At 70.5% G+C, this 12,096-nt stretch carries 8 protein-coding genes; 5 read left to right on the top strand and 3 right to left on the bottom strand.

Annotation, left to right across the window (positions count from 1 at the left end; all coding sequences use genetic code 11):
• Nucleotides 1–320: 320 nt before the first annotated feature.
• Nucleotides 321–1,106 carry a protein phosphatase 2C domain-containing protein gene (locus ACFT4A_RS23155; RefSeq protein WP_382832940.1) on the top strand — a complete coding sequence of 262 codons (786 nt, stop codon included), beginning with the start codon at nucleotides 321–323 and terminating at the stop codon, nucleotides 1,104–1,106.
• A gap of 28 nt (nucleotides 1,107–1,134) precedes the next feature.
• On the opposite strand, the gene ACFT4A_RS23160 is transcribed toward ACFT4A_RS23155, so the two are convergent.
• The 3 genes from ACFT4A_RS23160 to ACFT4A_RS23170 all read right to left on the bottom strand — a co-directional run bounded on the left by ACFT4A_RS23160 (nucleotide 1,135) and on the right by ACFT4A_RS23170 (nucleotide 5,132).
• Nucleotides 1,135–1,629: a MarR family winged helix-turn-helix transcriptional regulator gene (locus ACFT4A_RS23160; protein ID WP_382586862.1), complete on the bottom strand. Its 495-nt coding sequence runs from the start codon at nucleotides 1,627–1,629 to the stop codon at nucleotides 1,135–1,137.
• 176 nt (nucleotides 1,630–1,805) lie between these two features.
• Complete coding sequence (gene lon, locus ACFT4A_RS23165; protein ID WP_382832941.1) at nucleotides 1,806–4,229, bottom strand: endopeptidase La; 2,424 nt, start codon at nucleotides 4,227–4,229, stop codon at nucleotides 1,806–1,808.
• A 93-nt stretch (nucleotides 4,230–4,322) separates the two neighbouring features.
• Nucleotides 4,323–5,132 (bottom strand): rhomboid-like protein, encoded by an 810-nt coding sequence (locus ACFT4A_RS23170; protein WP_382832943.1) that lies wholly within the window; start codon nucleotides 5,130–5,132, stop codon nucleotides 4,323–4,325.
• A 172-nt stretch (nucleotides 5,133–5,304) separates the two neighbouring features.
• Here ACFT4A_RS23170 and ACFT4A_RS23175 point away from each other — a divergent pair, with 172 nt between their 5' ends.
• The 4 genes from ACFT4A_RS23175 to ACFT4A_RS23190 all read left to right on the top strand — a co-directional run bounded on the left by ACFT4A_RS23175 (nucleotide 5,305) and on the right by ACFT4A_RS23190 (nucleotide 12,076).
• Nucleotides 5,305–5,982 carry a spermidine synthase gene (locus ACFT4A_RS23175; RefSeq protein WP_382832945.1) on the top strand — a complete coding sequence of 226 codons (678 nt, stop codon included), beginning with the start codon at nucleotides 5,305–5,307 and terminating at the stop codon, nucleotides 5,980–5,982.
• A gap of 135 nt (nucleotides 5,983–6,117) precedes the next feature.
• The gene (locus ACFT4A_RS23180) at nucleotides 6,118–6,858 is read left to right on the top strand and encodes a response regulator transcription factor (RefSeq protein WP_184590528.1); all 741 of its coding nucleotides are present in this window, start codon (nucleotides 6,118–6,120) and stop codon (nucleotides 6,856–6,858) included.
• On the top strand, nucleotides 6,855–7,967 hold the full coding sequence (locus ACFT4A_RS23185; protein WP_382832947.1) for an ATP-binding protein: 1,113 nt from the start codon (nucleotides 6,855–6,857) through the stop codon (nucleotides 7,965–7,967). The genes ACFT4A_RS23180 and ACFT4A_RS23185 overlap by 4 nt, the downstream gene beginning before the upstream one ends.
• A 281-nt stretch (nucleotides 7,968–8,248) precedes the next feature.
• A complete protein-coding gene (locus ACFT4A_RS23190; RefSeq protein ID WP_382832948.1) occupies nucleotides 8,249–12,076 on the top strand; it encodes a multifunctional oxoglutarate decarboxylase/oxoglutarate dehydrogenase thiamine pyrophosphate-binding subunit/dihydrolipoyllysine-residue succinyltransferase subunit in 3,828 nt (1,275 codons plus the stop codon).
• Nucleotides 12,077–12,096 lie beyond the last annotated feature (20 nt).

Genomic DNA, 12,096 nt, shown 5'->3' on the forward strand with positions numbered 1-12,096 from the left:
CGTCAACTGGCGCGTACTCCCGGTACACTTCCCGACCCTCCCAGCGCCGGTGGCCAGCGCACGTGCATCACCTGACCCGCCACCCGAAGGAGTGAACCCCGGACGAGAGTTGAGGGGCAAGTTCCGCTGGCCCTTGCAGCGGCCGTGCGCGGCACGCCGGTTGGACGCCGGCGGCGGGCGGTGGCAGTATTCGCCACCACGCCTTCCCGGAACAAATCATTCCACCCCAAAACAGGCGTCTGACCTGCGTTGCCGCAGTGATCTCGCAACCATTGCCAGCCTTTTGCGACCCTTGTGAAGGGCTCGTGCAGACTGGCTGGATGCGTACTGAACTCGCCTCGGAGCCGGGAGACGCCGACCGCCCCAACGAGGACTTCGCCGGCGTCGGACTACCGGCTTCCGGACAGGGCGGTTCGGTCGTCGTCCTGGACGGGGTCACACCGCCGAAGGGCGGGACGGGCTGTCTGCATTCCGTCCCCTGGTTCACCGCACGCCTCGGCGGAGCTTTGACCGAACTGACCGTTTCACTCCCGGATGCTCCTCTGGTCGACGCCTTGTCCCGCGCCATCGCGCGTACCTCCGAGGCGCACGCCGCAACCTGTGACCTTTCTCACCCCAGGACACCGCAGGCCACGGTGGTCGTGGCCCGCTGGACCCCGGACACGGTGGAGTACCTGGTGCTCTCGGACTCCGCGCTCCTCCTGGAGTCCCCCGACGGCGTGGTGACCCCCGTCCTCGACGACCGCCTCTCCCTCCTCCCCCGCTCGGCCCTGGCCACGGACGCGCTGGTGGACTCCACCGTCCGCAACAAGGAGGGCGGCTTCTTCACCGCGGCCGCCGACCCCTCGGTGGCCCGGCGGGCGGTGACCGGCACCGTGCCCCGCCACGAGGTACGCGCCCTGGCCGCCCTGACGGACGGCGCCGGCCGCTGGGTGGAGAGGTTCGAGGAGGGCGGCTGGACGGACTGCTTCCACCTCGTGCGCAAGGAGGGCCCCCAGGCACTGGTGGACCGCGTGCGGGCGCTGGAACGGGGGGACACCGCCAGGACGTTCCTGGGCCGGAGCAAGACGCATGACGACGCGACGGTGGTCTTCGTCGAGTTCTAGGCGCAGGGCCGGGGCTCGGGTGCCGGGGTCACTTCTCCATGCCGCGGTTGAGCTGGTGCAGCAGCCGGGCCAGTTCCGTGACCTCGTGGGTGTCCCAGTCGGCCAGGCGGCCGGCGTAGCGGGCGCGGCGGGCCTCCCGCACCCGGCGGACGCGGTCGTGGCCCTCCTGGGTGAGGGCGACGAGCCAGGCGCGGCCGTCGGCGGGGTCGGGCTCGCGCGCCACCAGCCCGAGCTCCTCCAGGGCGCGCAGCTGGCGGGACATCGTGGCCTTGCCGACGCCGATGTAGCCGGCGAGCTCGGTGGCCCGCTGGCTCCCGCACTCGTCGAGCCGGACGAGGAGCCCGTACGCGGACGACTCCAGGTCGGGGTGGACCTCGCGGGCCATCTCGCCCTGGTTGGCCCGAGCACGCCGCAGCAGCACGGTCAGCTCACGCTCCAGCGCGAGGAAGGCGGGCTGGTCCACACCGCTCGCGGCCAGGGCGGATTCGCCTCCCGGCCCGTCGCCGTTCCCGTTGTCCTGCACGTCAGCCCCTACCTCGGTCTTCGCCCCGTACTGGGATTCTCCGTCACCTGCCGTCATCACCGCAGTTCGGCAAGTATTCCGCAGGTCACGGCGTACTCGTACACAGGGCCGCCACACAGTGAAGGCCCGGGCCTCCCTCACGAGAACCCGGGCCTCCCTTTATCCGGCCGCGTCCGTCACGCCGCGACCGGAACCTCCGGCGTCGCATCCGCGGTGGCGGGCGCGAGCGCCAGCTCCAGGACCTGGCGGACGTCGGTCACGGCGTGGACGTCGAGCCGGTCCAGCACCTCGGCCGGGACGTCGTCCAGGTCGGGTTCGTTGCGCTTGGGGATGATCACCGTGGTGACCCCGGCGCGGTGCGCGGCCAGCAGCTTCTGCTTCACGCCGCCGATCGGCAGGACCCGCCCGGTCAGCGAGACCTCGCCGGTCATCGCCACGTCCGTGCGGACCAGCCGGCCGGAGAGCAGGGACGCGAGGGCCGTGGTCATCGTGATGCCGGCGCTGGGGCCGTCCTTGGGGACCGCGCCCGCCGGGAAGTGGATGTGCACGCCCCGGTCCTTCAGATCACCCACCGGCAGCTCGAACTCGGCGCCGCGGGAGCGCAGGAAGCTCAGCGCGATCTGCGCGGACTCCTTCATCACGTCGCCCAGCTGACCGGTCAGGGTCAGCCCGGCCGCGCCCGTCTCCGGATCGGCCAGCGACGCCTCCACGAACAGCACGTCACCGCCCGCTCCCGTCACCGCGAGCCCGGTCGCCACGCCCGGCACCGCGGTCCGCCGCTCGGCCGGGTCCTGCGCGGACTCGGGCACGTGGTGCGGCCGGCCGATCAGTCCGCGCAGATCCCCGTCCGTGACGGTGTACGGCAGCTTCCGCTCGCCCAGTTCGTGCTGGGCCGCGACCTTGCGCAGCAGCCGTGCGACGGATCGCTCCAGATTGCGGACGCCCGCCTCGCGCGTGTACTCACCGGCGAGCTTGCGCAGCGCGCCCTCGTCGACGGTCACCTCGCCCTCGGCGAGCCCGGCCCGCTCCAGCTGGCGCGGCAGCAGGTGGTCGCGGGCGATGACGACCTTCTCGTCCTCGGTGTAGCCGTCCAGGCGGACGATCTCCATCCGGTCGGCCAGCGCCTCCGGGATGGCCTCCAGGACGTTGGCGGTGGCCAGGAAGACCACGTCCGACAGATCCAGCTCCACCTCCAGGTAGTGGTCCCGGAAGGTGTGGTTCTGCGCCGGGTCGAGGACTTCGAGGAGGGCGGCGGCCGGGTCGCCCCGGTAGTCCGAGCCCACCTTGTCGATCTCGTCGAGCAGCACGACCGGGTTCATCGACCCGGCCTCCTTGATGGCCCGGACGACCCGGCCGGGCAGCGCACCGACGTACGTACGCCGGTGGCCGCGGATCTCGGCTTCGTCGCGCACACCGCCGAGGGCGACGCGCACGAACTTCCGGCCCATCGCGTGGGCGACGGACTCGCCGAGGCTGGTCTTGCCGACGCCGGGCGGTCCCACGAGCGCGAGCACGGCACCGCCGCGCCGCCCGCCGACCACGCCGAGACCCCGGTCGGAACGCCTCTTGCGCACCGCGAGGTACTCGGTGATCCGCTCCTTCACGTCCTGAAGGCCCGCGTGCTCGGCGTCGAGGACGGCCTGGGCCCCCTGGATGTCGTACGCGTCCTCGGTGCGCTCGTTCCACGGCATCTCCAGGACCGTGTCGAGCCAGGTGCGGATCCACGAGCCCTCGGGCGACTGGTCGGAGGACCGCTCCAGCTTGTCGACCTCCTTGAGCGCGGCCTCGCGGACGTTCTCGGGCAGGTCGGCGGCCTCCACACGGGCGCGGTAGTCGTCGGACTCCTCACCGTCCTGCTCGCCGTTCAGCTCACGCAGCTCCTTGCGGACGGCTTCCAGCTGACGCCGCAGCAGGAACTCGCGCTGCTGCTTGTCGACGCCCTCCTGGACGTCCTTGGCGATGGACTCGGCCACGTCCTGCTCGGCGAGGTGGTCGCGCAGCTGCTGGGCGGCGAGCTTCAGCCGGGCCACCGGGTCGGTGGTCTCCAGCAGCTCGATCTTCTGGTCGGTGGTCAGGAACGGCGAGTAGCCGGAGTTGTCGGCCAGCGCCGAGACGTCGTCGATGGCCTGGACCCGGTCGACGACCTGCCACGCTCCGCGATTCCGCAGCCATGCGGTGGCGAGAGCCTTGTACTCCTTGACCAGTTCGGCGACCTGGCCGGGCAGGGGCTCCGGCACGGTCTCCTCGAGACGGGTGCCCTCGACCCAGAGGGCGGCGCCGGGACCGGTGGTCCCCGCCCCGATGCGCACCCGGTCCCGGCCGCGGATCAGGGCGCCCGGGTCGCCGTCGGCGAGCCTTCCGACCTGCTCGACGGTGCCCAGGACACCGGTGTTCGCGTAGGTCCCGTCGATCCGCGGCACCAGGAGTACCCGGGGCTTCCCGGGTGTTGACCTGGCAGCGGCCTGAGCGGCCTCCACCGCGGCACGGACCTCGGAGTCACTCAGATCCAGCGGGACCACCATCCCGGGCAGCACGACCTCGCCGTCGAGCGGCAGCACGGGCAGGGTGAGCGGTGTGAACGCCTTGGACTCAGCAGCCATGATCTCCCCTTCGGCAGTCAAGTTGAGCTATGCCGACTCAATGCATGGGAGCTGCCGGATGTTCCCCTACCGCCGTTCGCTCTGAGCGATCACCTATGAGGTGCCGGATCGAGAGGTCTCAGCGCGCTTCGCGCGCCACCGCCGCAGCACCGGCCAGGTCGCGATGCCGATGGCCAGGGCGATCAGGTGCCCCCAGTTCGTCATCGGGTCGGCGAAGGCGAGGAGGTCCTGGAGCAGCATCCCGCCGAAGACGGCCAGCAGCGGTACGCGCAGCCAGAGCGGCAGCAGGCCGGCCAGGGCGCCGGTGCCGACCGCGACGCCGAAGCTGACGCCGTAGTCGAGGCGGTGCAGCGAACTGTCGGGGAGGTGCCCGGCCAGCACCGCGAGCCCCACCGGGACCTCGGTCGCCAGTGTGGCCAGGATGTGCCCGAGCAGGAAGACACCGGCCGTGCGCAGGCCCCCGATCCGCCGTTCCAGCGCGGTCAGCACCAGCACGAACCCGATCGTGAACGGCGAGGCCACCCCGCCCGCGACCCACAGCGCGCTGCCGACCAGCACCGGCCCCGGCGTCCGCACCAGGTGCGCCACGTCGGTGCTGGACCCCTGGAGCAGGGCGTGGACCAGCGCGGGGTCCGCGTACGCGGAGATCAGCGAGGTGACACAGAGCACGACCGCGTACCCGAACGTGAACGGCGTACCCGTCGGCGTGGGCAGCAGCCGCCAGGGCCGCACCACCCGGAGCCGGGGCTCCTTCACCGGGACGGACTCCCGTACGCCCGCGCCCTCGCTCTCTCGCGGGCCCCGCTGTCTCGGGACCCCGTCCAGCAGTCCCGGCACGTCGGGAACGGGCGCGCCCGCCGACGCCGTCGCGGCCGTCTCCTCGGGCGGCGCGGTGCGTTCCAAAACGGGCACTCCTTCCGTCATGTCCCAGCCTTCGCGTACCCCTACCCCGCTGTCTGTGACCGGCGCCACGCGAGAGCCGATTCACAGCAACCCGTAAGCCGCGCCCCGCGTCCCCCGCCGGCCGCTCCGTAATGCTTGGCGCCGCGCACCCCGCACCTGCCAGGATGCTCGGATGCCCACCTCGAACGACCTGCCCGATGTACTGGACCGTCGCGAGGGCCCGCACGGCGAGGTCGTGCTGCGGCGGCACGGAGACCGCCTGGAGATCATCGCGAACGGCTGTTTCCTGATGGACACCTCCGACGGCCGCTCGGAGCGGCGGCTGGTCGACGCGGCCCTGGACGCCCTGGCCGGCCGGTCCCGCCCGGACGTGCTGATCGGCGGACTCGGCGTCGGCTTCTCCCTCGCCCACGCGGCGGCGGACCCCCGCTGGGGAGAGATCGCGGTCGTGGAACGCGAGCACGCGATTGTCGAATGGCACCTCGACGGCCCGCTCTCCGCGTTCTCCGCCGAGGCCTTGGCCGACCCCCGCGCGAAAATCGTCGAATCCGATCTCGTGACGTACGTCAATGAGACATCCGACACGTTCGACGCCCTGTGTCTCGACATCGACAACGGCCCCGGCTGGACCGTCACGGAGGGCAACGGAAATCTCTACTCGGACGCCGGACTGGCAAGCTGCGCACGGGTGTTGAGACCCGGTGGCGTACTCGCCGTCTGGTCCGCCCAGCCCTCGCCGGAATTCGAAGAAACCTTGCGGAATGCCGGGTTCCAGCGGGTGCGTACCGAAGAGATCCCGGTTGCCCGGGGCGTTCCGGACGTCGTACACCTCGGCATCCGCCCTGGATAGCAAAGGTGTGCTGACTCCCCGTACGCTGCTCCCCTGACGCCGATCATTCAAGCGTCAATCGCAACGATGCGCAGGCATAGCCAGTCAGAAGGAATCACCCCACTGATTCCGGAAAGCACACCCCAGGGGCGGGCGATGGAGCAGACACAGACCTCCCACAACGGTTCGGCGACGGCTACCCCGGGCGCGCAGCGCCGGGTTCTCGTCGTCGAGGACGACGCCACGATCGTGGACGCCATCGCGACCCGCCTGCGCGCCGAGGGATTCCTCGTGCAAACGGCGGGCGACGGTCCGGCGGCGGTCGACACGGCCGAGGCCTGGCAGCCCGACCTGCTGATCCTCGACATCATGCTGCCCGGCTTCGACGGTCTGGAGGTCTGCCGGCGCGTGCAGGCCGCCCGGCCGGTGCCGGTGATGATGCTCACCGCGCGCGACGACGAGACCGACATGCTGGTCGGGCTGGGCGTCGGCGCCGACGACTACATGACGAAGCCGTTCTCGATGCGGGAGCTGGCGGCGCGTGTGCACGTACTGCTGCGCCGTGTGGAGCGGGCCGCGCTGGCCGCCGCGACGCCGCGCAGCGGCATCCTGCGCCTCGGCGAGCTGGAGATCGATCACGCTCAGCGACGGGTCCGGGTGCGGAGTGAGGATGTTCACCTCACGCCGACCGAGTTCGATCTGCTGGTCTGCCTGGCGAACACCCCGCGCGCGGTGCTCTCGCGCGAGCAGTTGCTCGCCGAGGTCTGGGACTGGGCGGACGCCTCCGGCACCCGGACCGTCGACAGCCACATCAAGGCGCTGCGCCGGAAGATCGGCGCCGAGCGGATCCGCACGGTGCACGGCGTGGGCTACGCCCTGGAGACCCCGACGCCATGAGCGGCGGACCGGCCGCACGGAGAAACCCCGGGGAGCCGGAACCCTGGGGCGGGGTGAGCCCGTTCTCGATCAAGACCAAGCTGGGCGCGCTGGTCGTCATCTCGGTGCTGATCACCACAGGTCTGTCGGTGATCGCGGTGCACACGAAGACGGAGCTGCGCTTCATCACGGTGTTCTCGATGATCGCCACACTCCTCATCACGCAGTTCGTGGCCCATTCGCTCACCGCGCCGCTGGACGAGATGACCGCGGTGGCCCGCTCCATCTCGCAGGGCGACTACACCCGCCGGGTGCGGGACAACCGCCGTGACGAGCTGGGCGACCTGGCGGTGACGATCAACGCCATGGCCGACGAGCTGGAGGCCCAGGACCGCCAGCGCAAGGAGCTGGTGGCGAACGTCTCGCACGAGCTGCGCACGCCCATCGCGGGTCTGCGCGCGGTGCTGGAGAACATCGTCGACGGCGTCACCCAGGCCGACCCGGAGACGATGCGCACGGCTCTGAAGCAGACCGAGCGCCTCGGCCGGCTGGTGGAGACGCTGCTGGACCTGTCCCGCCTGGACAACGGCGTCGTACCGCTGAAACAGCGGCGCTTCGAGGTGTGGCCGTATCTGTCGGGCGTACTGAAGGAGGCCAACATGGTCGCCTCCGTGCGCGCGGGCATCGCCACCGGCTCGGGCAGTCACACCCGTACGGACGTCCATCTGCACCTCGATGTGTCCCCGCCCGAGTTGACCGCGCACGCCGACCCGGAGCGCATCCACCAGGTCGTGGCCAATCTCATCGACAACGCGGTCAAGCACAGCCCGCCGCACGGCCGGGTCACGGTCAAGGCGCGGCGCGGCGCGCTGCCGGAGTCGCTGGAGCTGGAGGTCCTGGACGAGGGCCCCGGCATTCCGAAGTCGGAGTGGCACCGCGTCTTCGAACGGTTCAACCGCGGCAGCGCCAAGCGCCCGCAGGGCCCGGGCAGCGACGGCGGCACGGGGCTCGGCCTGGCGATCGCCCGCTGGGCGGTGGATCTGCACGGCGGTCGGATCGGAGTGGCCGAATCCGAGCGAGGTTGCCGGATTCTTGTCACTCTTCCGGGACTTACATCTCTGCCAAGTTGACGTAAAGTTCGAAGCGGAGCCTCAAGATCCACGGGCGTCCGCGCTGACGGACACGTGTGATCAGGCACAGACCCGCGCCATCGGCGCCCCGGGTGCCGCTCCCCCCTTCCCTCCTTAAGCGGAACCACGCTTGTTTCCCGCCATTTCAAGCCCCGAAACACTCTTTGAAGTGTGACTTGCGTGACGTTGAACGGGCCCGGCCTGACCTTCGCGGTCCGGGAGGCGTAGCCTTGATTCCCGCTGTCCATCATCTTGTGAAGCGGAAGAGGGCGGTTACCGCCGTGTCGCCACAGTCCCCCAGTAACTCGAGCATCTCTACCGACACCGACCAAGCGGGGAAGAACCCCGCCGCGTCGTTCGGTGCCAACGAGTGGCTCGTCGACGAGATCTATCAGCAGTACCTCCAGGACCCGAATTCGGTAGACCGAGCCTGGTGGGACTTCTTCGCCGACTACAAGCCAGGGGCGGCCGCCGCCTCGGCTCCGGCGGGTACCGCGGCCGCGGGGGCCGCGGGGACCACCACCGCTCAGCCGGCGGCCCAGGCCGCCCCCGCCCCGGCCGCGGCCCCCGCCCCGGCGGCCGAGAAGCCCGCCGCCGCGCCGGCTCCCGCCTCGGCTCCGGCCCAGGCGAAGCCCGCCGCGCAGGCCCCGGCCCAGGCCGCCGCTCCGGCGAAGGCCGCTCCGGCCGCCGCCAAGCCGGCCGCCGCGAAGCCGAAGGCCGAGCCCGCCGCCGAGGCCCCCTCGGGCCCCGAGCAGGTCGTGCTGCGCGGCCCCGCCGCCGCGGTCGCGAAGAACATGAACGCCTCGCTGGAGGTGCCCACGGCCACGTCCGTGCGCGCGGTCCCGGTGAAGCTGCTCTTCGACAACCGCATCGTCATCAACAACCACCTGAAGCGCGCCCGGGGCGGGAAGATCTCCTTCACGCACCTGATCGGCTACGCGATGGTGCAGGCCATCAAGGCCATGCCGTCGATGAACTACTCCTTCGTGGAGAAGGACGGCAAGCCGACCCTGGTCAAGCCGGAGCACGTCAACTTCGGCCTCGCCATCGACCTGGTCAAGCCCAACGGCGACCGCCAGCTCGTGGTCGCGGGCATCAAGAAGGCCGAGACCCTGAACTTCTTCGAGTTCTGGCAGGCCTACGAGGACATCGTCCGCCGCGCCCGCGACGGCAAGCTCGGCATGGACGACTTCACCGGCGTGACGGTCTCCCTGACCAACCCCGGCGGCCTCGGCACCGTCCACTCCGTGCCGCGCCTGATGCCCGGCCAGTCGGTGATCATGGGCGTCGGCTCCATGGACTACCCGGCGGAGTTCCAGGGCACCTCCCAGGACACCCTGAACAAGCTCGGCATCTCGAAGGTCATGACGCTCACGTCGACCTACGACCACCGAGTCATCCAGGGCGCCGCCTCCGGCGAGTTCCTGCGGATCGTCGCGAACCTCCTCCTCGGTGAGAACGGCTTCTACGACGACATCTTCGAGGCGCTGCGCATCCCCTACGAGCCGGTCCGCTGGCTCAAGGACATCGACGCGTCCCACGACGACGACGTCACGAAGGCCGCCCGCGTCTTCGAGCTGATCCACTCCTACCGGGTCCGCGGCCACGTCATGGCCGACACCGACCCGCTGGAGTACCAGCAGCGCAAGCACCCCGACCTGGACATCACCGAGCACGGGCTCACGCTGTGGGACCTGGAGCGCGAGTTCGCCGTCGGCGGCTTCTCGGGCAAGTCCCTGATGAAGCTGCGCGACATCCTCGGGGTGCTGCGCGACTCGTACTGCCGCACCACCGGCGTCGAGTTCATGCACATCCAGGACCCGAAGCAGCGCCGGTGGATCCAGGACCGGATCGAGCGCGCGCACACCAAGCCGGAGCGCGAGGAGCAGCTGCGCATCCTGCGCCGGCTGAACGCCGCCGAGGCCTTCGAGACCTTCCTGCAGACGAAGTACGTCGGCCAGAAGCGCTTCTCCCTGGAGGGCGGCGAGTCCGTCATCCCGCTGCTGGACGCGGTCCTGGACAGCGCGGCGGAGTCCCGCCTCGACGAGGTCGTCGTCGGCATGGCCCACCGCGGCCGGCTGAACGTCCTGGCGAACATCGTCGGCAAGTCGTACGCGCAGATCTTCCGCGAGTTCGAGGGCAACCTCGACCCGAAGTCGATGCACGGCTCCGGCGACGTGAAGTACCACCTGGGCGCCGAGGGCACCTTCACGGGCCTGGACGGCGAGCAGATCAAGGTCTCGCTCACCGCCAACCCCTCGCACCTGGAGGCGGTGGACCCGGTCCTGGAGGGCGTCTCGCGCGCCAAGCAGGACATCATCAACAAGGGCGGCACGGACTTCACGGTCCTGCCGGTGGCGATCCACGGCGACGCGGCCTTCGCGGGCCAGGGCGTGGTGGCCGAGACCCTGAACATGTCGCAGCTGCGCGGCTACCGCACCGGCGGCACGGTCCACATCGTCATCAACAACCAGGTCGGCTTCACCGCGGCCCCCGAGTCCTCGCGTTCCTCCATGTACGCGACGGACGTGGCCCGCATGATCGAGGCCCCGATCTTCCACGTGAACGGCGACGACCCCGAGGCCGTCGTCCGCGTCGCCCGCCTGGCCTTCGAGTTCCGCCAGGCGTTCAACAAGGACGTGGTGATCGACCTCATCTGCTACCGCCGCCGCGGTCACAACGAGTCGGACAACCCGGCCTTCACCCAGCCGCTGATGTACGACCTGATCGACAAGAAGCGCTCGGTGCGCAAGCTGTACACCGAGTCCCTCATCGGTCGCGGCGACATCACCCTGGAAGAGGCCGAGCAGGCGCTGCAGGACTACCAGGGCCAGCTGGAGAAGGTCTTCACGGAGGTCCGCGAGGCCACCTCGCAGCCGGCCGCCGCGGAGCCCACCGACCCGCAGGCCGAGTTCCCGGTCGCCGTGAACACCGCGGTGACCTCGGAGGTCGTCAAGCGGATCGCCGAGTCCCAGGTCAACATCCCCGACCACATCACCGTCCACCCGCGTCTGCTGCCGCAGCTGCAGCGCCGGGCGGCCATGGTCGAGGACGGCACGATCGACTGGGGCATGGGCGAGACCCTCGCGATCGGCTCCCTCCTGCTGGAGGGCGTCCCGGTCCGCCTCGCGGGCCAGGACTCGCAGCGCGGTACGTTCGGCCAGCGCCACGCGGTCATCATCGACCGCACCACGGGCGACGAGTACACGCCGCTGCAGTACCTCTCCGAGGACCAGGCGCGACTGAACGTCTACAACTCCCTCCTCTCCGAGTACGCGGCGATGGGCTTCGAGTACGGCTACTCGCTGGCCCGCCCGAACGCGCTCGTGATGTGGGAGGCGCAGTTCGGCGACTTCGTCAACGGCGCCCAGACGGTCGTGGACGAGTTCATCTCGTCGGCCGAGCAGAAGTGGGCCCAGACGTCCGGCGTCGTCCTGCTCCTGCCGCACGGCTACGAGGGCCAGGGCCCGGACCACTCCTCGGCCCGCCCGGAGCGCTTCCTGCAGCTCTGCGCCCAGAACAACATGACGGTCGCCACGCCGACGTCGCCGTCGAACTACTTCCACCTCCTGCGGTGGCAGGTGCACAACCCGCACCACAAGCCGCTGGTGGTCTTCACGCCGAAGTCGATGCTGCGCCTGAAGGCGGCGGCGGCGAAGGCGGAGGAGTTCACGACGGGCCAGTTCCAGCCGGTCATCGGCGACGCGTCGGTCGACCCGGCCGCGGTCAAGAAGGTCGTCTTCTGCGCCGGCAAGGTCTACTACGACCTGGAGGCCGAGCGTCAGAAGCGCGGCGTCACGGACACGGCGATCATCCGCATCGAGCGCCTGTACCCGCTGCCGGGTGCCGAGCTCCAGGCGGAGATCAAGAAGTACCCGAACGCCGAGAAGTACCTGTGGGCCCAGGAGGAGCCGGCGAACCAGGGTGCCTGGCCGTTCATCGCGCTCAACCTGATCGACCACCTGGACCTGGCGGTCGGCGCCGACGTCCCGCACGGCGAGCGCCTGCGCCGCATCTCGCGCCCGCACGGCTCGTCCCCGGCGGTCGGTTCCGCGAAGCGGCACCAGGCCGAGCAGGAGCAGTTGGTGCGTGAGGTGTTCGAGGCGTAAGCGCCCTCGCGCGTCGTACG

The sequence above is a fragment of the Streptomyces sp. NPDC057099 genome (assembly GCF_042671245.1).
Lineage (GTDB): Bacteria > Actinomycetota > Actinomycetes > Streptomycetales > Streptomycetaceae > Streptomyces > Streptomyces purpurascens.